The organism is Streptomyces sp. NPDC005263, assembly GCF_042872365.1.
Classification (GTDB): domain Bacteria; phylum Actinomycetota; class Actinomycetes; order Streptomycetales; family Streptomycetaceae; genus Streptomyces.
Genome location: NZ_JBIAKJ010000006.1, coordinates 153,796 through 174,006 on the forward strand (window position 1 = coordinate 153,796; position 20,211 = coordinate 174,006).

General features: G+C 69.0%; 16 protein-coding genes and 2 pseudogenes. 14 read left to right on the plus strand and 4 right to left on the minus strand.

What is annotated here, in order from left to right; genetic code table 11:
• Positions 1 to 23: 23 nt before the first annotated feature.
• The 6 genes from ACFYRY_RS26795 to ACFYRY_RS26820 all read left to right on the plus strand — a co-directional run bounded on the left by ACFYRY_RS26795 (position 24) and on the right by ACFYRY_RS26820 (position 5,904).
• Positions 24 to 674 carry a 2Fe-2S iron-sulfur cluster-binding protein gene (locus ACFYRY_RS26795; protein ID WP_389150657.1) on the plus strand — a complete coding sequence of 217 codons (651 nt, stop codon included), beginning with the start codon at positions 24 to 26 and terminating at the stop codon, positions 672 to 674.
• A gap of 12 nt (positions 675 to 686) precedes the next feature.
• Entirely contained in the window at positions 687 to 1,667 is a 981-nt protein-coding gene (locus ACFYRY_RS26800) for an FAD binding domain-containing protein (protein WP_389150660.1), read from the plus strand.
• Positions 1,664 to 3,859, plus strand: a complete 2,196-nt coding sequence (locus ACFYRY_RS26805; RefSeq protein ID WP_389150663.1) for a xanthine dehydrogenase family protein molybdopterin-binding subunit — start codon at positions 1,664 to 1,666, stop codon at positions 3,857 to 3,859. The genes ACFYRY_RS26800 and ACFYRY_RS26805 overlap by 4 nt, the downstream gene beginning before the upstream one ends.
• A gap of 166 nt (positions 3,860 to 4,025) precedes the next feature.
• Entirely contained in the window at positions 4,026 to 5,156 is a 1,131-nt protein-coding gene (locus ACFYRY_RS26810) for an XdhC family protein (RefSeq protein ID WP_389150666.1), read from the plus strand.
• A 185-nt stretch (positions 5,157 to 5,341) separates the two neighbouring features.
• Entirely contained in the window at positions 5,342 to 5,536 is a 195-nt protein-coding gene (locus ACFYRY_RS26815; RefSeq protein ID WP_389150669.1) for a ribbon-helix-helix protein, CopG family, read from the plus strand.
• Positions 5,533 to 5,904 (plus strand): type II toxin-antitoxin system death-on-curing family toxin, encoded by a 372-nt coding sequence (locus ACFYRY_RS26820; protein ID WP_389150671.1) that lies wholly within the window; start codon positions 5,533 to 5,535, stop codon positions 5,902 to 5,904. The genes ACFYRY_RS26815 and ACFYRY_RS26820 overlap by 4 nt, the downstream gene beginning before the upstream one ends.
• On the opposite strand, the gene ACFYRY_RS26825 is transcribed toward ACFYRY_RS26820, so the two are convergent.
• Positions 5,826 to 6,713, minus strand: coding sequence for a YihY/virulence factor BrkB family protein (locus tag ACFYRY_RS26825; RefSeq protein ID WP_389150674.1), 888 nt, complete (start codon positions 6,711 to 6,713; stop codon positions 5,826 to 5,828). The two genes, ACFYRY_RS26820 and ACFYRY_RS26825, sit on opposite strands and share 79 nt — an antisense overlap.
• A 285-nt stretch (positions 6,714 to 6,998) precedes the next feature.
• Here ACFYRY_RS26825 and ACFYRY_RS26830 point away from each other — a divergent pair, with 285 nt between their 5' ends.
• Positions 6,999 to 7,169 carry a hydrophobic protein gene (locus tag ACFYRY_RS26830; protein WP_389151634.1) on the plus strand — a complete coding sequence of 57 codons (171 nt, stop codon included), beginning with the start codon at positions 6,999 to 7,001 and terminating at the stop codon, positions 7,167 to 7,169.
• A gap of 260 nt (positions 7,170 to 7,429) precedes the next feature.
• Positions 7,430 to 8,581: an aromatic acid exporter family protein gene (locus ACFYRY_RS26835; protein ID WP_389150677.1), complete on the plus strand. Its 1,152-nt coding sequence runs from the start codon at positions 7,430 to 7,432 to the stop codon at positions 8,579 to 8,581.
• A gap of 118 nt (positions 8,582 to 8,699) precedes the next feature.
• Here the strand turns inward: ACFYRY_RS26835 and ACFYRY_RS26840 are convergent, their stop codons facing one another.
• On the minus strand, positions 8,700 to 9,140 hold the full coding sequence (locus ACFYRY_RS26840) for a hypothetical protein (RefSeq protein ID WP_389150680.1): 441 nt from the start codon (positions 9,138 to 9,140) through the stop codon (positions 8,700 to 8,702).
• A gap of 32 nt (positions 9,141 to 9,172) precedes the next feature.
• On the opposite strand from ACFYRY_RS26840, the pseudogene ACFYRY_RS26845 reads away from it, so the two are divergent.
• The 3 genes and pseudogenes from ACFYRY_RS26845 to ACFYRY_RS26855 form a co-directional block, all read left to right on the plus strand.
• A pseudogene (locus ACFYRY_RS26845) lies at positions 9,173 to 9,654 on the plus strand (ATP-binding protein).
• A gap of 186 nt (positions 9,655 to 9,840) precedes the next feature.
• Positions 9,841 to 11,502 carry a hypothetical protein gene (locus ACFYRY_RS26850; protein ID WP_389150683.1) on the plus strand — a complete coding sequence of 554 codons (1,662 nt, stop codon included), beginning with the start codon at positions 9,841 to 9,843 and terminating at the stop codon, positions 11,500 to 11,502.
• Between the two features lie 352 nt (positions 11,503 to 11,854).
• Positions 11,855 to 12,040: pseudogene (locus ACFYRY_RS26855) on the plus strand (hypothetical protein); the annotation flags it as partial.
• Between the two features lie 36 nt (positions 12,041 to 12,076).
• On the opposite strand, the gene ACFYRY_RS26860 reads toward ACFYRY_RS26855, so the two are convergent.
• Positions 12,077 to 13,678 (minus strand): tryptophan halogenase family protein, encoded by a 1,602-nt coding sequence (locus ACFYRY_RS26860; RefSeq protein WP_389150685.1) that lies wholly within the window; start codon positions 13,676 to 13,678, stop codon positions 12,077 to 12,079.
• 282 nt (positions 13,679 to 13,960) lie between these two features.
• Between ACFYRY_RS26860 and ACFYRY_RS26865 the strand changes: the two genes are divergently transcribed.
• On the plus strand, positions 13,961 to 14,188 hold the full coding sequence (locus ACFYRY_RS26865; protein WP_389150688.1) for a hypothetical protein: 228 nt from the start codon (positions 13,961 to 13,963) through the stop codon (positions 14,186 to 14,188).
• Positions 14,189 to 14,258: 70 nt separating this feature from the next.
• Here ACFYRY_RS26865 and ACFYRY_RS26870 read toward each other — a convergent pair whose 3' ends face one another.
• Positions 14,259 to 17,249, minus strand: coding sequence for a BTAD domain-containing putative transcriptional regulator (locus tag ACFYRY_RS26870; protein WP_389150691.1), 2,991 nt, complete (start codon positions 17,247 to 17,249; stop codon positions 14,259 to 14,261).
• A gap of 259 nt (positions 17,250 to 17,508) precedes the next feature.
• On the opposite strand from ACFYRY_RS26870, the gene ACFYRY_RS26875 reads away from it, so the two are divergent.
• Both ACFYRY_RS26875 and ACFYRY_RS26880 read left to right on the plus strand, forming a co-directional pair.
• A complete protein-coding gene (locus tag ACFYRY_RS26875; protein WP_389150694.1) occupies positions 17,509 to 18,015 on the plus strand; it encodes a phospholipase in 507 nt (168 codons plus the stop codon).
• A 237-nt stretch (positions 18,016 to 18,252) separates the two neighbouring features.
• The gene (locus tag ACFYRY_RS26880) at positions 18,253 to 20,148 is read left to right on the plus strand and encodes a BTAD domain-containing putative transcriptional regulator (protein ID WP_389150696.1); all 1,896 of its coding nucleotides are present in this window, start codon (positions 18,253 to 18,255) and stop codon (positions 20,146 to 20,148) included.
• Positions 20,149 to 20,211: the final 63 nt, after the last annotated feature.

The following is a 20,211-nucleotide window of genomic DNA, read 5'->3' on the forward strand; positions in this document are numbered from 1 at the left end:
GTCAGCGATACGAAGGCGTACGTATGTCAACTGAACTCCCCGAGCCCACCGCTCCACCCCCCACCGGAGCAGGCGAGTCCTCCCCGGCGCCCACTCGGCGCACCTTCATCGCCACGAGTACCGCGGTCGGCGGCGCGGTCGTCGCGGGGAGCGTCGTCGCAGGGACCTCCCTCATCGGCGCGGAAGAGACGGCAGCCGCCGAGAGGCCGCCGTCCAGCCCTGTCTCCCTGACAGTCAACGGCACCCGCCGAAGCGTGACGGTCGACAACCGCACCTCGCTGCTGGACCTGCTGCGCGAGCATCTCGGGCTGACGGGCTCGAAGAAGGGCTGCAACGCCGGGGCCTGCGGTGCGTGCACGGTGCTGGTCGACGGCCACCGGGTCAACGCCTGCCTGACGCTCGCGGTGCGTCTGGAGGGAGCCGAGGTCACCACGATCGAGGGCCTGGCCGAGGGCGATCAACTCCACCCGTTGCAGCAGGCGTTCATCGACGAGGACGCCTTCCAGTGCGGCTACTGCACACCGGGGCAGATCGTCTCCGGGGTGGGTTGCGTCCAAGAGGGTCACGCCGGTTCGCCGGAGGAGATCCGGGAGTGGATGAGCGGAAACATCTGCCGCTGCGGCTGCTACGTCAAGATCGTGCGCGCGGTGGAGCAGACCGCGGGCCGGAAGTGAGGATCGGCCGCCATGCATCCCTTCTCCTACACCCGTGTCTCCGACACCCGTGAAGCCCTCAACGCCGGTCGCGGTGGCGGGCGTTACATCGCCGGGGGCACCACCCTGGTCGACCTCATGCGGGAGACCGTCGAACGCCCCGGGACCCTGGTCGACATCACCGGCCTGCCACTGGGCGAGATCACCGTCACCGAGCGCGGGGGCCTGCGCGTCGGCGCCCTGGTGACCATGTCCGAGGCCGCCGCCCACGCCAAGGTGCGCACGCTGTACCCCGTCGTCTCCGAGGCGCTGGAGCTGAGCGCGTCGGCCCAGCTGCGGAACATGGCGACCATCGGCGGCAACATCATGCAGCGCACCCGGTGCACGTACTTCCGGGACGTGACAGCCGACTGCAACAAGCGCGAGCCCGGCTCCGGTTGCGCCGCCCTGCACGGCGTCAACCGCACCCACGCCATCCTCGGGACCTCCGACGCCTGCGTGGCCACGCACCCCTCCGACGCCGCCGTGGCCTTCGCCGCCCTGGAGGCACGGGTGCACCTGCTGGGCCCGGACGGAACACGCCAAGTCCCCTTCGTGGACTTCCTGTTGCGGCCGGGTAGCACCCCACATCGCGAACAGGCGCTGCGTACCGGTGAGTTGATCACCGCAGTGGAGATACCCGCCCTCCCGCGCCCGCTCAGGTCCGGCTATCTGAAGGTGCGTGACCGGCAGTCCTACGAGTTCGCCCTGACGTCGGCGGCCGTCGCGCTGCACGTACGCGGTGGGGTGATCCGCGAGGCCAGAGTCGCCGCCGGGGGCGTGGGCACGGTGCCCTGGAAGCTGCCCGCCGTCGAACAGCACCTTGTCGGTGAACGCCCCTCGGGGGCTCTCTGGTCGGCCGCTGCCGCGAAGGCGGCGGACGGCGCCCGTCCTCTTCAGCACAACCGCTTCAAGGTCGAGCTGCTCAAGCGCACGGTCGAACGCCAGCTGCGCGTCGTAGGAGGTACCAAGTGAGCCCCCAGCCGCAGGCAGCCGTGGGTGCGCCACTGTCCCGGGTGGACGGCCGGCTCAAGGTCACCGGACAGGCGCTGTACGCCGCCGAGCACGAGGTCGAGGGCTCCGTTCACGCCGTCATCGTCGACGCGAGCATCGGCCGCGGTCGCATCACGTCGATCGACAGCGCCGCCGCCCAAGCCCTTCCGGGCGTACTGAAGGTGATCCACCACCGCAACGCGCCGAAGCTGCCGTACCGCGACAACTCCGGGTCGAACAACCCGCCCGGCCGGCGACTCCGCGTCTTCCAGGACGACCGCGTCCGCTTCCACGGCCAGCCGGTCGCCGTCGTGGTCGCCACCACCCTGGAGGCCGCACAGCACGGTGCGAGCCTGGTCAAGGTCGGCTACGACGCCGAACGGTCCTCGACCGACCTCACCGAGGCCGAGCCGGACGAGCCGACCCGTTACGCGCGCGGCGACGCCGAAGCCGCCCTGCGCGCGGCGGCCGTACGACTGGACCTGACGTATCGCACGGCGCGCAACCACCACAACCCGATGGAGCCGCACGCCACCATCGCCCGCTGGAACGGCGACCAGCTCACCGTGTGGGACAAGACCCAGTGGGTGGTGGGCACACAGACCGAACTCGCCGCGGTGTTCGGCCTGGAGACGGACGCGGTGCGGGTCATCTCACCGTTCGTCGGCGGCGGTTTCGGCACCGCGCTGCGCTGCTGGCCGCACGTGGTCGTCGCCGCGCTGGCCGCCCGTGAGGCGAAGCGTCCCGTCAAGCTGGTCCTGAGCCGCAAGCAGATGTACCTCGGGACCGGTTTCCGGCCCTCGTACGCGTACCACCTGCGCCTCGGCAGTGACCGGCGCGGCCGGCTGGCCGCCGCGGTGCACGAGCTGGACGCCGAGACCTCGTCGTACGAGACGTTCACCGAGTCCGTCCTGGCGGCCGGGCAGATGCTCTACAGCATGCCCAACGTGACCCAGAGGTACCGGACGGTGCCGCTGGACCTGCCCACGCCGCTGTACATGCGAGGCCCCGGCTTCCAGACCGCCTCCTTCGTCATCGAGTCGGCCATGGACGAACTCGCCCACAAGCTCGGCGTCGACCCGATCGAACTGCGCCGGCGCAACGAGCCGAACGAGGACGAGTCGTCCGGGCTGCCGTTCTCCACCCGCCGGCTGCGCGAGTGCTATGCGGTCGGCGCACGCGAGTTCGGCTGGAATCGCCGCGACCCCAGGCCCCGCGCGACGCGTGAGGGGGACTGGCTGATCGGAAGGGGCATGGCCGCCGGCGTCTACGACACCGCCCGCATGCCCGCCCGGGCCCGGGCTCGTCTGGACGCCGACGGCACCGCGCTGGTCGAGGCGGCCGCCACCGACATGGGCCCGGGCACGTACACCTCGCAGACTCAGGTCGCCGCCGACGCACTCGGGTTGACCGTGCGCACGGTGACCTTCCGGCTGGGGGACTCTCTTTACCCGCCGACCCCACCGCACGGCGGGTCGATGACCATGGCCAGCGTCGGCTCCGCCACCCTCGACGCCTGCGACAAGGTCCGCCGTCAGGCGATCGAACTGGCCGTAGGGGACCGCGAGTCGCCGCTGTACCGCGTGCCGGCCGAGGACGTCGTGGTACGCAACGGCCGACTGCACATGAAGAACGATCCCGCGCGCGGGGAGACGTACCGGCGGCTGATGGCCCGCAACGACCGCACCCACCTGGAAGCGGACGGCTCCTTCGCCCCGCCGTCGGGCCCGGAGCGGCACTCCTTCTACGGCTACAACGCGACCTTCGCCGAAGTGGCCGTCGACGCGACCCTGGGCCTGGTGCGGGTCCGGCGCGTACTCGGCGTGTACGACGCGGGCCGCATCATCAGCCCCAAGCTCGCCGACAGCCAGGCCCTCGGCGGCATGGTCGGCGGCATCGGCACAGCCCTGCTGGAGCACACCGCCACCGACCACCGCGACGGACGCATCGTCAACGCCAACCTCGCCGACTACCTCGTCCCCGTCAACGCCGACATCCCCGACCTCGAGGCGATCTACCTGGACGGCGAGGACCGTGAGGCCGACCCGCTCGGAGTCAAGGGTCTCGGCGAGCTCGTGATGATCGGGGTGGCGCCCGCCATCGCCAACGCGGTCTTCAACGCCACCGGCCGCCGCGTCCGCGAACTGCCCATCACCGCGGAGGCGTTGCTCTGATCCATGCCATCGGGCCGACGGTGCGCACACCGCTCGTCCGGCAGCCTGCCCCCCGTCCGGCTGCCGGACCTCCCGGGGCCGCCGCCGCGTGACGTTTCCCCGCGTCGTGGCGGCGGCCCGCTCACCTTCCGACCCTGGCCCTGCCATGGAGACATGGAGAACCGCCATGCTGAACATCGCGGACACGCTGCACCGCTGGTGCCGCGAGGCACGCCCCTTCGCCCTGGCCACCGTCGTCGGCGTGCACGGCAGCGCCCCTCTGCCGGTCGGTACGTCGGTCGCGGTGGACGAGGACGGCAACGCCGTCGGCAGCATCTCCGGAGGCTGCGTCGAGGGAGCGGTCTACGAGGTGTGCCGGCAGGTGCTCCGTGACCGGGGCACCCCGCGGCGGGCCTGGTTCGGCTACTCCGACGACGACGCCTTCGCCGTCGGTCTGACCTGCGGCGGCGAACTCGACGTCCTCGTCCAGCGCGTCGATCCCGCAGCCCAGCCGCACCTGTTCACGGCCCTCGCCGCGATCGCTCAAGGGCGACCGGCCGCCGTGGCACAGGTCGTGGACGGCCCGGAGCGCCTCCTCGGCTCCACGCTGAGCGTGCTCGGCGGCGGCCGTGTCGCCCACGGGCGCGTGGACGGCGGCCCGGCGGACCGGGCCGTGGCCGACCGGGCCAGGGCCCTGCTGCGGGCGGGCCGCACCGTCCGCATCGACATCGGCGGGCAGGCAGACGAATGCCCCGAACGGCTGTCCGTCCTCGTTCATGTCCATGCGTCCCCGCCGCGCCTGCTGGTCTTCGGTGCCGTCGACTTCGCCGCGGCCCTCAGCCAGGCCGGCCGCTTCCTGGGCTACCACGTCACCGTCTGCGACGCCCGCCCCGTCTTCGCCACTCCCGCCCGCTTCCCGCACGCCGACGACGTGGTGGTCGACTGGCCCCACCGCTACCTGGAACGCACCGAGGTGGACGAACGCACCGCCCTATGCGTCCTCACCCACGACGCCAAGTTCGACATCCCCCTGCTGCGCCTGGCACTCGACCTGCCCGTCGCCTACGTCGGGGCCATGGGCTCCCGGCGCACCCACGACGCGCGCATGCGCCGCCTGCGCGAGCAGGGCGTCACGGAGAAGCAGTTGGCCCGGCTGCGTTCCCCCATCGGCCTCGATCTCGGAGCCTCCACACCCGAGGAGACGGCCGTCTCCATCACCGCGGAGATCATCGCCCAGGCCCACCACGGCACGGGTCGGCCACTGACCCAGATCACCGGCCCGATCCACCGGCCGTCGGAGCCGGCGAGCCACCGGTAGGCGGGCCCGGGCCGCGCGGACCGGTTCTGTCGGCTCGGGCAGGGACTCCGGTACGTGCGTCCCGCTTCGCCTCCCCAGCAGCGGTGCGAGTTGCCATCTCGGCCTCACGCTCTCGCCGACGTGGTCTGAAGCCGAGGGGCTGCTGTCACCCTGCGGTCTTGATACCAGTCCGGTATCAAGACGGCGTGGCGATGACACTCCGACTCCCCGACGACCTTGACGCGAAGCTCACCGAGCGGGCTCGTCGGGAGGGCCGCAGCAAACAGGAACTTGCCATTGAGGCCATCCGTGACGCCCAGAACCGGGCCGAGCTGAAGGTCGATGACGTTCTGGCCGAGCTCATGGACAGCGATGCGGAGATCCTGGGCCACCTGAAGTGACGGACGTGCGCCACATCCAGATCGACGAGATCCTGGCAATCGCCCGCACGGTCAACGGTACCGAGCACAGCGTGCGTGACATGGGCCTTCTGGTGTCGGCGATCGAGCGCCCCCGGACGAACGTGTTCGGAGACGAGTTGTATCCCGCGCTGCATGAGAAGGCTGCGGCACTGCTGCACTCCGTCGCCCGCAATCACGTGCTGATCGACCGCAACGAGCGCACCGCCTGGCTCGCCATGCGTGTCTTCCTGCGGTTCAACGGCGTGAGCGCCAGCGAACCGGCCGACGACTACGGGCGGCCGCCCGCAGGTGCGGGAAGACCGACACATTCGCCGTGCACAGGTTTCGCCAGCTCTGCGTTGAACTGAGCGCCGACCAGGAGGGACAGGTTGGACAGCCACAGCCAGACCAGGAGGACCACGACGCCCGCCAGCGAACCGTACAGACGGTCATACGTGCTGACATGGGAGGTGTAGACGGCGAATCCGAGTGAGACGGTCATCAGGAGCACCACCGCCAACGCGCCGCCGGGCGCCATCCTCCTGACAGGGCGGGAGGATGGCGGCCCTGACCTGTACAGGACGAGCACCAGGGCCACGGCGACCGCGGCCACGACCGGCCATCGCAGCGTGTCCCAGGTGACCCGCGGTCCGGTACCCAGATTGAGAGCCTGGCCCAGACGTCCGGCCAGACTGCCGGTGAGCACCAACGAGAGCGTCGACGTGAGGAGCAGGGAGATCAGGGCCAGGGCCGTGGCGACGATGCGGGGAGCGGTACGCCAGACCGGCCGGTTCGCGCTGGTCTGGTGCATGGCGTACAACGCCCGGCGGAAGACGCTCAGATAGCTGCATCCCGACCACAGGGCTCCAGCCCCTCCGACGAAGATCAGCGTCCATGCCGCTGACGCCTGTGCGGACATCTGCCGCAGGGTGCTGAGCAGCAGAGCGCGGGACGCGGCCGGGGCGGCCTGCGTCATGCGGTCGATGACATCCGGCTTGGCCGTGGGCATGGTCAGACCCAGGATCGAGAGGAGCACCAGCAGTAACGGGAACAGGGCCAGGACCGCGTAGTAGGTCAGCGCGGCGGCCCAGTCCGTGATGTCGTCGTCCCAGACAGTCACCGGCGTCCGGCGCAACGCCGCCCACCATCGAACCGTGTGACCGTCTGCATCGTCCATGACGGGGATGCTCTCACCCTCCATCCTCGAACCACCACCGTGCCATGCGGTGCGGCACCGCCCGGGTCCGATGGCGCGGAGGACCGTTGGCGGTCATGGTCCGCTCACGCTCCCGTGTCATCGACATCACGTTTCTTCGTCCGGTCCCTCCCAGGCTGCATGGCCGACGTGGGAGGGGGCATTCCACAGTGCGGCGCCATGCCCCCCAAGCCGTGAAAGAAACGCGACTTTTATGTGTTTGTGAGTGCGAGTTAAGAGCATCCGTCGGCCAGGAGGTTGATGACAATGGTTCCCCTGCTTCTCGTTCTTCTTCTGGCTCTGATCCTCTTCGGTGCGGGCTTCGCGCTGAAGGCTCTCTGGTGGATCGCCGTCATCGTGCTGGTGGTGTGGCTGCTGGGATTTGTGGTCCGGCCCGCCGCGAGCGGCGGACGTAAGGGTCGGTGGTACCGGTGGTGACCCGCACCGTCGACTGAGGACGACAGGGAGCGGCGCCGCACCAGGCGCAGTGGCGCGTGTGTCCGAGGGGGGTGGGCCCGGCCTGGGACGGCCGGGCCCACCCCCTTCACAATGCCGTGAGGACGGCGTGAGGTTCACCCCTGTTTGACAGAACCTGTTGGGGTATGCGTCCTGTTCCAGTCCTTGACTCGCGGGACCGGCGACAGAGAGGGCAGCAAGAGCGCGTGGTGGATCGGGTGCGGAGCGGTTGGGTATGGCGGGTGCGGAGCGGTTGGGTATGGGCGGAGCGCGCGTGGAGTTCGCCCGGGCATGAGCGCAGCACAGCCCTGCTGGTCGGAAAGAGCGCGCTGGCGGCGACGCTGGCGTGGTGGATCGCGCACGATCTGCTGAACGCGCAGTCGCCGGCGTTCGCCCCCTTCTCCTCGGTGCTGGTCATGAACGTGACGATCTACAAGTCCGTGTGGCAGAGCCTGCGTTACGTCGCCGCGGTCATCATCGGAGTGGCCGTCCAGGCGGCGATCGGCTTCACAGCCGGCCCCGACCTGTTCGCCTTCGTCGTCGTCGCTCTCATCGCGTTGACGCTGGCGCAGTGGCCGGCTCTGGGAGAGCAGGGTTCCCAGGTCGCGACGGCTGCGTTCTTCGCCTTCTCCACCTACGCGGCAGCCACCACGAATGCCGACAGGGCCCTCCAACTCGGGCAGATCATTCTTCTCGTGCTCGTCGGCTGCGGCCTCGGCCTGATGGTGAACCTGTGCATCGCACCGCCGCTGCGCCATCACAGTGCCGAGCAGGGCCTGCGCACCCTGGCCGCTGCGATGGAATCGCTGCTGGACGACATGGCGGACGGCCTGGGCAGCGGCGAAATCGATGTCGAGCGTGCTGAGCACTGGCGTGCGGCGGGGGAGCGCGGGCAGCGCGCGGTCGGGCAGGCGCGTGCCGGGATGAACGCGGCGGAGAACAGCCTGCCGTTCAACCCCCGGCGCTTGCTGCCCGCCAACCGCGGCCATCTGGCCTTCGGCCGCTACCGTCGGACCCTGGACGCCATGGAGCGTGCCGTCTACCAGTTGGGGTCCCTCACCCGCAGCCTCGGCAGATGGCGCGAGACGGAGAGCACCTACACCTACACCCCCGTCCTTGAGGCATATGCCGACTTCGCCCTGCACCTGCGCGACATCGCTCATGTCATCGCGGAAATCGACAGCGACACCCTCGCCGACCAGGCCGAGGAGCTGTGTGAACTGGCCACTCTCGCGCAGAAGGCGCTGCAGAAGGTTCTGGACGCCGCGGAGGAGTACGGGCTGCCCCTCGCGGACGTCTCCCGCCCGTACGGTGTCCTGGTCGTCGAGGCCACCCGCTTGATGGAGGAATTCCAGAACACCTGCGAGGTGCTCCAGGACACCGCCGACGACTGATGCTTGGTGTGTTCGCCTCTCGTGACGCCCTTCCGATGACGTGTCATGTGGAGTGCTGGGCGGTGCGGGAGCCTGCGGCAAAGGGCTTCTGGCGTCCCGTGGGTTCCGTCAGGCGGCGTCAGGGACGGCTGATGTACTGCTGAGGGTGTACGCCGGGGCACTCCGCCACACGCGCGCAGGCCGCGACGGATTCCAGCAGCTGGTAACGGGGCCCGCTCGGGCCCTCGGTCCGCACGGCGAAGGATTGCACGAGCAGGCGCGGCGCGTCGAGGACGTCGGCACGGGGCATACCGCCGCCGGAGCACACGTCCTCGGCGGCCTCCAGGCCGCACCCCTCACTGAAGGCCGATGATCGCCGCAGCACCGTCTGTTCCCGGGGGCCGAGCAGGCTCCATCTCCAGTCGAGCGTGGCCTGAAGCGTCCGGTGCCGCGAAGGGGAGTCCCGGTAGCCGCTGTTGAGCACCTTGAAGCGGTGGTTGAGACGGTCGTTCAGTTCCCTGATGCCCAGGGAGCCGACCCGGATGGCGGCCGGCTCCAGGGCCGGGCAGGATGCCGTCAACCGTCCCCCACCGAGCCCCAGTTGCCGTACGTATGTTCACCCAGCGGTTCAGCTCCACACCGCTGGGCGCCCGTCTCGCCCGGCACCTCGCTTGTACCGGCTGCACGGCTGGGGCTTCCCGTACGGATCGGCGGTCTCCGACAACGCCGCCCTGATCGTCGCCGATTGGCCGCGAACGCCGTCACGCACGGCCGCGTACCGGGGCGCGACTTCGAGCTCCAGCTCACGCTGCGCGGAGGGGAAGAGGCGTCACGCCTGAGCCCCGGACCAGGCGCCCGCGCGGACATCGACGACCAGCCCACACCCCGACCCGCGCCCGTCCTACGTATCGAAGTCTCCGACACCCGTGGCGAGTGCCGCCCGCCCCGGGCCGGGGAGATCGCCGTCCCGGACACCTCCGCCGTCGGAGGGCGGGGCTCGTCCTCGTCGACGCGTTGGCCGACCGGTGGGAGGTCCTGGACCGGGTGCCGGTCGGTAATACGGCGTACGCGCCGAACTGGACCTGCCGCACTGACATGGCGCTCCGCTGTCGACTGACGCTCGCTCAGCCCCGGGAACTGCCCAGCCCTTGCGGCTCGCCGCTGCCGTCACCACGGCGCGCACACCAAGTTTGGCGCATGCCTGTTCAAGGTTTACGGGGCATCGTCCATATTCTTCAAAACACGCATCCTGCCTGGGGCGTACAGGCCACACTGTGTGCATGGACCTGACGCACGAAGAGGTTGGGAATTCGTCCGCCGCCTCCACCGAGCTAGTCATTTTGGTGCACGGAACTTTCGCCGGTGATAAATCAGCACAAGACGTTGGTGAGCGCTGGTGGCAGCGAGGGAGTCGTACTTGGATCTGGCTGGAAGAGAACCTGCCTCCCTCGGTCAGCCTGCCAGAAGCCGACGTGCGCCTTTTCCACTGGAGCGGCTCTAACGCTCAGTCAGAACGCCTGGCCGCCAGTGTGAGACTCCTCGCTCTGCTCATGAGGCTCGAAAAAGACGGCAGAAGATATCATCTGGTCGGTCACAGTCACGGCGGGTCCATAATCTGGGAATCGCTGGTTTCAGCCCAAGTCATAGTGGACCAGCCAACAGAGCATGAGATTTCTCGCGACCTGTGGAATCTCTTGGAGTCGAATGAGGTTGTTCCATCGGACGGGATGGTGACAGTCTATGAGCCCCCTGGTCGCGCATATTGGAAACAAAGAGAATCCGTAAGAAGGGATGTAAGGGGACTCGCTGAACTAGTAAGCCTTGCCAGTTGGACGACGGTGGGGACCCCTTTTCTTCGCTTCCTGCCGAGTAGTAGATTTTTTTCTCGCGGGTGGTCAAGCGCGAAATTTACCCTGTCGGTCAAGCCTTCCAGCAGGCGCTATTGGAACTGGGTCGACAACATCTCCGCACTGTTCGGAATCTCCACTTACATTATTCCTGTTTACGTTGTCCTTGGCCTGTTCATCGATGAGCTTTATAGACCAGATGGCGCCCTGCTCGTGGCGATAGCAGTCATTGTCTTCACCTTGAGGATCATTACCGGAGTCATGGATGCACAGGTGGAGTTGTCCAGCACCGTTTTACTGCGAGAAGATGCGGGCCTCAGATGCTTTTCCCGGTTCCACGACAGATGGCTGGGGCTGTGGGCAGAAACAGACGAGGCTGTACTTCTGCTGCGAAATACTATTACCGGCCCCGACTATGACTATCGGTGGCTTTGCCTGCCTGTCAAAAACCGAGACCCCCAAACCTTCGGTAATCGCGTCCCTCCTTTTCGCGTGCCACGGATGAAGCTCCGGCCGTCGAATCTCGTCATTGGCTTCATACCTCGCCTGCCGTACAAGCCGAGACTGGATTTCCATACAGTCAAGAAGGTTATCTATTCCGCATTCAATAAACTAATCGCGCCCCGATTGTCCGAGGTGCTAAATCGAACTCTTCTGAATTCCGTGCAGGGGAATGACATACCAGGCCTTTCTCTCGCCTACGCATCACCGTGGCCGATACCCGTCGCGGATCCTCCGTCCGGCCTGCCGGAGTACCTCTCGAACCGGTTGGAGCAGAAAGCCAGCAATTCCTTGGGACGTGCGGGTTCACTCTTGCGTGAGGTGGCGGTACAAGAGACGCTGGATGGATTTTCGCGCGACACGGGGAATGGCGCAAAGCTGGCAAATGTCCAGCCGCTGGTGCATACTTCCTATTTTGAGAATGTGGAGGTCCTGTCGATGATCGCATCCCACATTGCCGGGTTGGCCGGAGTGGAGGGAGAGCGCCCGGCGCCTTCCACGGGATTCGCGCACATCGATTCCTGGATGCTCGAATCCCGTGCAACCGTCATGCGAAAGGCCGCGGATTCACTCGGTGCACTTTCGCAAAATTGACGACAGTCATCACCAAACTGGCGCACCAATGTGAAGGAGTGAGGGTTGGCAATGGATCTGGTGCTCGACCCGCCGCGCGGAGTCGCGCCGATCCTCCTGGGCACGACGCTTGACGACGCGCTCGCCGCGTTGCCCGACTGGGGCGAGCCCCGTGTGGTGCGGCGCCCGAGCCGGAACTCGGCGAAGGCGTCCTGGACCCTCGACCACGTTGTCGTGCAGGCCTTGGTCGAGGGAGGGATCCACATCACCGCGATCGAGCTGTGGTGGCCAGGTGAGGGCCGCACATCCAGCACGCGCGTCCTGCTCGGGGGTGATGAGGTGTTCACCAAGCGCCAGGTTGTCCGACTCGTCGCGTTCGGCCCACGTCGTAATCGGCGTGGAGCGCTGGGGCATGCCGAAGGAACCCGAGGACGACACCAAGGCGTTGAAGGACGCCTACGCGACCGTGGCCCACTCCTTCTCGCTGGCCATGGCCAAGGAACTGCGCTGCGAGAAGAACGGCGGGCTTCCCGCGCGGCCCGTACTGGATCCCGCGTAGCCGTCGACGTATGCGGAGACGACACTGGACGCCGGCTCAGAGGCCGTGCAGCCGGTGCAGGTAGTCGTATGCGCTGGGGAGCGTCTCCAGGAGATTGCGCTGCTGGCGCTTGACGGTCTCGAAGAGCGGTTGAGCCCCGGCCACCGACTCGGGTCTGTGGGCCAGAGCCGGCAGCGGCGCGTCCGGAAGCAGGCCCAGGCCGGTGAGGACGCAGTAGTAGCCGCCGTTGGTGCTGAAGTGCCGTGCGTCCGCATCGAGTTCGCCGTAGTACGTGGACTCGTCGGAGTGGGGGGAGCGGACCGGCAGGCCCGCCCGGTAGGCGGCGACCTTCTCCGTGAGGGTTTCCGGGAGCGTCAGCTCCTTGTGGGCCTGCCAGAAGGGGGTGTCGTCGCGCGGCGCGCCGTGGAAGTGCGCCTGGATGAAGTCGCGGGTGTCGTCGAACATCACCGCGACCTCGTGGTTGAAGCGGTCGGTGAGCGCCGGGTTGAAGGCGCGGTCCGGGAAGTGCTTGGCGAGCAGGTGGAGCGCGGCGGTGATGAAGTGGATGCCGGTCGACTCCAGGGGCTCCAGGAAGCCGGCGGACGGGCCGATGCTGACGACGTTCTTCACCCAGGCGCGCTCGTTGCGGCCGATCCGGTACCGGACGTGCTCGAACTCCGTCGTCGAGGGGTCGAGGTCCCACAGCTCACAGAGCTCACCGGTGGCCTCCTGTGGGGTGGCGAACCTGCTGGAGTAGGCGTAGCCGGTGCCGAAGCGGCCGAGCATCGGGATCTTCCAGGCCCAGCCCGAGGGCATCGCGATGGCCGAGGTGTACGGCTCGACGCCGTGGGCCGCGTCGTCGTGCGGCACGGCCGTGGCGATCGCACTGTCGCACAGCAGGCGGTCGCTCATGTCGATGAACGGCTCTCCCAGGGCCTGGTTTATCAGCAGACCGCCAAAGCCGGAGCAGTCCACGAAGAGGTCGGCGTCCAGCACCCGGCCCGACGTGGTGTGCAGGGCTGACACATGGCCGCGGCTGTCCCTGGCGACGCCGGTCATCTCGTCCTCGACGCGCCGCACCGCCAGCTTCTCGGTCGCGAAGCGGCGCAGGAAGTCCGCGAAGAGGTGGGCGTCGAAGTGCCAGGCGTAGCGAGTGGCGGGGCGGCCGTCGAGCCAGCGCGGGGACTTCATGGCGTCCATGAGGGGCGGCTCGCGGAAGCAGGCGTAGTCGAAGGGCTCCGTCGTGGCGCCGTCATGATGCCGCTTGAACCAGTACTGCGACAGCGGCGTCCGGTCGTAGTCGGGCAGCAGGCCGAAGGGGTGGTAGAAGTGGTCGGCGCCGCCGGCCGGGAGTTCGCGGGCGCCCGCCGCGCCCGCGCCGTCCGTACGCCAGTTGACGAACCGCGTCCCCATCGTGAAGCTCGCGTCGCACGCGCGCATCCACTCGTCCTCGTTGACGCCGAGGAAGTCGAAGAAGGCGCGCTGCAGGTTCGGGACGGTGGCCTCGCCCACGCTGACCCGTGGCGGCGCCGGGGCCTCCAGGACCGTGACGTCCACCGTGCCCTGCAGGGCCTTGCCGAGGTAGGCGGCGGTCATCCAGCCGGCCGTCTCGCCACCGAGGACGACGACTTTCTGGACGCGTGCGGCGGCGCCGGTCATGTGAGGTCCCTCTTCCGGGCGGGGTGTCAGCTCGATTCCCCAGGCTCGGTGCCGCTTCTATGACGCAGCTATAGGCGCAGCTGTACGTGCTGCCCCGCGCGTGTACGCGGTGGTGCGGGCCGTCCTGGAGACAGCCGGTGCCGGGCCGGTGGGCCGCGTTCGACGGACGGCGGGGCGGGGCCGAAATCGAAGCAACATCGCCGCAATAAGGCCCGTCCTTAGCGTTCTTCCTGTCGCACCGCAGCGGCGCCGCACGGATTCAAAACACCGGAGGATAAATCGATGCGCAGCACCCGTACTGGTCTTGCAGCCGTTCTCGTCACCATGGTCGCGGGCCTCGGCCTGACGCTGGGAACGGCCGGCCAGGCAGCGGCAAGCGAGCACACCACCGTCGCCGTGCGGGACACGACCGAGAGCGAGGTCCCGTGGACCCGTACCGTGCCCGGTCTGCTCGACCTGGCCCTCGGGGCCATCGGCGGTATCACGGACGGAGAGGTCCCGTGGACCTGATCCTCCCCGCAGACTTCCGGTGCCCGAGGCCGCCGTTCACGGCGGACTCGGGCACCGCGCGCGTGCCGGGTCAGCCCTCGAGTATCAGCGCCAGCTCCTCGGCCGCGATCGGCCGGGCACCCGGCGCGCCCACCACGGCCACCGCGCGGTCCATCCGGTCCCGCCAGATGTGCGCGCCCAGCGCGTCGAACACCTCACGTGCGGCGAGCAGCCGGTGTGCCGCGTCGGGGGTGCCGTGGACGGCCAGGGCGCAGCCGACGTCCGCCTCGATCCTCGCCTGGAGGAAGCGGTCCTCGACCTCCTTCGCCACCTCCAGAGCTTGTTGCAGCACGGTCTGCGCGTCCTCCGAGCGGCCCTGCCGCCACCGGGCCTCGCCGATCCCGCGCAGGGCGTGCGCCTCGCCGAGCCGGTCGCCCTCCTCGCGGGTGAGGGTCAGCACCTTGTAGCAGGCTTCCTGTGCCCCGGCGGGATCGCCCTGCCGCAGCAAGGCCTCCGCGAGCCGGTAGGTGTTCTGGGTCTCGCCCCGTACGGACCCGGCCTCCCGGCTCTTGGCTATCGCCTCCGAGCACAGGGCGATGCCCACAGGCACGTTTCCTCGCTCCAACGCGAGTTGTGCCAGCAGCCCCAGGACATGGGACTCGCCCGCGATGTCACCGGTCTGACGGAAACCCTCCAGAGATTCCTGGGCGCCGAGCGCGGCCTCGTCCAGATCGCCGGAGAAGCGGGCACACAGGGCCAGGTTGCGCAGCGTCACAGCCCGGCCGTGCACCTCTCCGCACGCGTCGAACAGCGTCAGTGAGCGCAGCAGCCATGCCTTCGCCTCCTCGTACTGGCGCTGGTAGATCGCCAGCGTTCCCAGCGAGCGCAGCATCGTCGCCTCGCCGAGCCGGTCCCCGGTGCGCTCCGCCGCGGCCAACGCGTTCTGGGCGCAGGTCCGCCAGTCCTCCAGGTAGTTGTGCGCCTCGAAGAGGGTGGTGCTGTTGACGGTCAGGCCCCAGGCGTACGCCGAACGATCGGTTCCGGACGCCTGGCCGATGACATCGGCGAGCGCGGTCCGCTCCGACTCGAACCACGCCATCGGGTCGTCCAGCAGCTCGTCCACCAGCTCAGGCGGCAGCGCGAACCGCTGCACCGGTCCGTACACCACCGAGTGGTTGCCGCCGTATGCCCGTTGGCGCGCCGCGTCCGCCAGCGTCAGCCAGCCGCCGTACGCCCGTTCCAAAGCCGCTCCGCGCTCCTCCGCGCTCTCCTCCGCCTGCGCGCGCTCCCAGGCGAACAGCCGCAGCAGATCCTGGAAGCGGTACCGGATGGCGGATCCGGGGGTGGACACGACCTCGAGGAGCTGGGCGTCCACGAACTGCTCGATGAGGTTCTCGGCCTCCACCGTGTCCGTGTCGAGCAGGGCCGCACCGACCCAGGCGGCGAAGTCGGGCACGGTCAGCAGCCCGAGCCGCCGGTACAGCAACTGGGCGGCGGGCGGCAGATCCCGGTAGCTCAGCTGGAAGCCGGCGCGCACGCCGCCCTCGCCCGGGCTCAGCTCGTCCAGCCGCCGCCGTTGGTCCTCGAGCCGGGCGACCAGACTCCGTACCGACCAATGCGGTTTGGCGGCCAGCCGGGCGCCGGCGATCCGCAGGGCCAGTGGCAGCCGGTCGCAGAGCACACCCAGCCGCGCGGTGGCGGCCGGGTTGGCGCTGATCCGGTTCTCCCCGGCGATCCCGGCGAGCAGGGCGGTCGCCTCCCCCGCGGCCATCGCGTTGAGCCCGATCTGCAGGACGGCGTAGTCGCCGAGCAGGTCGTCCATGAGGTCGCGTCCGGTGATCAGCACACAGCAGCGGCCGTTGCCGGGCAGCAGCGGCCGGATCTGCCTGAGCGAGCGGGCGTTGTCGAGGACTATCAGCACCCGCTTGCCGCCCAGCACACTGCGGTAGAGCGCGGCGCGTTCGCCGGGGTCGGCGGGGATCTGCGGCGCGGGCACCCCGAGAGCGCGCAGGAAGCGGTCGAGCGTGGTGGCGGGGGAGACCGGCTCGTCCTTCTCGTCGTAGCCGCGCAGATCCGTGAAGAGCTGCCCGTCGGGGAAGCGGGCGGCGATCTGGTTCGCCCAGTGGACGGCGAGCGCGGTCTTGCCGACGCCGCCGATGCCGCTGATGGCCGCCATGGTCAGGGGCGACTGACCGAGCCGCTCGTCCAGCATCCGGTCCAGCGCGCTCAGTTCCTTGCCGCGGCCGGTGAACGAGGCTGACTCGACGGGCAGTTGGGCCGGCACGTTGGAGGCGGGAGCGGGCGTCGGGTCGGCGGGCGGCTGGGTGAGTTCGGGCGAGTCCTGGAGCACGAGGTCGTGCAGCCCCTGCAGGACCGGCCCGGGCTCGATGCCCAGTTCCTCCACGAGCAGGCGCCGGCCTTCCCGGAAGACGGCCAGGGCCTCGGCCCGCCGTCCCGACCGGTACTGGGCCAGAATCAGATGGGCCCTGGCCTGTTCACGCAGTGGATGTTCCGTGACCAGGCCGGACAGTTCGGGAAGCAGGGCGTGGTGGCGGCCGAGTTGCAGCCGCAGTCCGGCGTATTCCTCGACCACGTCCAGCCGCAGCTCCTCAAGCCTGGTGGCTTCCTGCTCGACCCGGTTACCGATCACGCCGTCCAGGGCCCGGCCACGCCAGAGGGAGAGGGCCTCCTCGAAGACGTCACAGGCCTCGACGGTCTGGCCGCTGCGGGCGATCTCGCGGGCGCGGCTCACCTGCTCCTCGAAGTCCACGACGTCGATGCGGTGTTCGTGAGGGTTGACCATGTATCCGGGGTGCGAGGTCACGATCAGGTCGTTGACGTCGGCTGCTTCCTTGAAAACCTTGCGCAACGCGGCCACACAGATGGCGATCTGGTTGCGCGCGGTGGTCGGAGCGCCCGTCGGCCACACGGCGTCGATGAGGCTGTCGACCGAGACCACACGACCGGCGGCCAGGAGAAGCACCGTCAGCACGGTGCGCTGCCGCGGTCCTCCGAGTCTGAGAGGTGCGCCCTTGAGCTGTACCTCCAATGGCCCAAGAAGCCTGAAAACCACCTGTTGCATCTGTAGAACCCCCCTGGTTCACCGCGCACCCCCCAGGTGTGCCTTTCATTGTGAACAGTTACCGGCCAGTAGATCCACCTCCCGATTCACCGTGCAGGGACTGTTTTTGGTCATCGCCGGGCGCGATCGGCGCAGGAGGCTTTCGGCCCCCGGCGGTGAGCCGCGCTATAGAGACGGCGGGGTTTCGTCATATGTCCCGCGCCGAGCCTGAGGACGCCTCCGGAATCCCGGCGGCGTCTTCGCCTCCCGGAGGTCTGTGATGAACCGTCGTATCGCGCCCGTCCTCGCCGTGGCGGCCCTGGCCGGCGTCGTGTCCCTCGCGAGCCCGGCCCCCGCCGCCCCCGCGGACAAGTCGCAGGTGCTGAGTGGCTGGACCCAGACGAGCGCCGCCGGCCAGAACTCCTGGATCGCGGCACGTCAGAGCCAAAGTGCCTGGTCATCGTACGGTTTCGACTGGTCCACCGACTACTGTTCCTCGTCCCCCGACAACCCGTTGGGCTTCCCCTTCGAGACCTCCTGCGCGCGCCACGACTTCGGCTACCGCAACTACAAGGCGGCCGGCTCCTTCGCCGCGAACAAGGACCGCCTCGACAGTGCCTTTTACGCCGACCTCAAGCGCGTTTGTGCGGCGTATTCAGGCGTGAAGCGCACCACCTGCGACGCCACGGCGTGGACGTACTACCAGGCCGTCAGCGCATTGGGCAGTTCCGTCGCCGTCGACGGTTCGGCCACGGTCCGGGGCGCCGGGTCTCCCGCCGCTCATTGACGACGTTGTCAATCCGTGGGGCGCTCCCGGCCGACTCTCGGCAAGGGGCGCCCTTTCGGACGATCGGCGCTCTTCGAAATGGCTGGAAAGGCAGCGGTCATGGACCCGTCCTCGTTCCCCTGGACAGGCCCTCCATATAGCAAGTGCGGCGACGAAATCAAACCAAAATTGGGAGAAAAAAGCGGCTCGTCAAGGTGGCTCATACAGCACACCTGACCAATCGCTGAACGGGGAACCATGGATTTCCACTTGCTCGGCCCGGTCGAGGCCAGACGCGAAGGCCAGCGGATCGCCATCTCGGGCGCGAAGATGCACACCCTGCTGGCAGCGCTGCTGCTCGCCAGGGGCCGGGTGGTGCCGGATTCGCGACTCAGTTCCCTGTTGTGGGGCGCGAACCCGCCGGCCACCATGCACGCCCAGATCTATACGTATGTCTCCCGGCTGCGCAAACTTCTGGAACCCGAGGTCTGCCTGGAGCGCCGGTCGCCCGGGTACGCGATCGTCACGGCCGGCAGCCGGCTCGACGTGGTGGAGTACGAGCGGCTCGACCGGCTCGGTCGGCAGGCCCTTCAGGAACGCCGCTACGACGAGGCGGGCACCCTGCTGCGGAACGCGCTGGATCTGTGGCGCGGCCCGGCGCTCGCGAACGTCACCGAATTCCTCGCGGACGAGGAAGCTCCGCAATGGCAGGAGGGACGCGCCGCCACTCTGGAGAACCGTCTGGAGGCCGACCTCGCCCTGGGCAGGCACCAACAGGTCACCGCCGAACTGACCCGGCTGGTCGCCGAGTTCCCGCTGCGTGAGCGCATGCGGGCCCAGCTGATGACGGCCCTGTACCGGTGCGGCCGGCAGGCCGAGGCCTTCCAGGTTTTCCACGAGGGCCGCAAGGTGCTCGCCGATGAGCTCGGTGTGGACCCCGGTACTGACCTGACGGAAACTCACCAGGCGGTCCTCTGCGGGAGCCTGGGCTGGGAGGCCGAGCCCGACACCGCCGCACGCACTCTCGGGCGTCCGGCCGCCGTGGCCCCGGTCGAGCTCACCGTGGTCCGCTCCGACCCCGAGGACCGGCCGCCCGCCATGCTGCCGCCGGACATCGCCGCGTTCACCGGCCGGGAACACGAACTGGCCGTCCTGCGCGAGCTGATCGTCCCCGGCCCGGACGCGGCGGCCGCCCGCCGGCCACGCCACTGCCTGATCACCGGGATGGCCGGGGTCGGCAAGACCGCCCTCGCCGTACGCGCCACCCACGAATACCAACAACACTTCCCCGACGGGCAGTTGTACGCCGATCTCGTCGACCGGGACGGCAGCGCGAAGGACCCGCGCCCGGTCCTGGTCCGGCTGCTGCGGGCGCTCGGCCACGAGGTGTCCGAGCGGATCTCGGGCGATCTCGACGAACTCGTACGGATCTACCGCACGCGCACCGCCGACCTCCGGCTGCTCGTCCTGCTGGACAACGCGGCGGACAGCGATCAGCTGGCCCCGCTGCTGCCCGCCAGTCCGCACTCCGCCACCCTGGTCACCGGCCGCGGCCATCTCGCCGTCGCCATGGGTCCGGTCAACCTCGCGGTCGGGCCCTTGGACGACAGAGCGGCGTTCGACCTGCTCTCAGCGATCGTCGGCGCCGGACGGTTGGCGGCCGACCCGCAGGCCGCCGCCCAACTCGTCCGCCACTGCGCCGGGCTGCCGCTCGCGCTTCGGACCGTGGGAGCCAAGCTCGCCTCACGACCGCACTGGACCCCGGCCCGGCTGGCCCGGCGGCTCGCCGACCCCGAGGGGCGGCTGCGTGAACTGAGCTTCGGCGACCTGGACGTCGACCGCACCCTGCGGGACTGGCTGCGGCGGGCGGACAACGAAAGCCACGAGGTCCTGTCGAAGCTGTCCGTACTGGGCGAGCGGCCGTTCTCCGCGGCCTCGGCCGCCACGGTCCTCGGCCTGCCGGACCAGCGCGCCGAGGATCTGCTGGAGCAACTCGCCGACGGCTCACTGATCGAACCACGCCGCTCGCCGGGGCGGATGGGGATCAGCGGCAACGGCGCGCTCCAGTACCGCTTCCACCGTCTCGTCCTGCTGTACGCGCAGGCGCCTCCCGTGGACCGGCCCGTCCGCGCCGTGCTGGCGCAGGCAGGCTGAGGGCGGCGGCGCTGTCGCCGGGCAGGCCGCCGATGGACTCCTTGCCCGTGCCGAGCCAGGAGC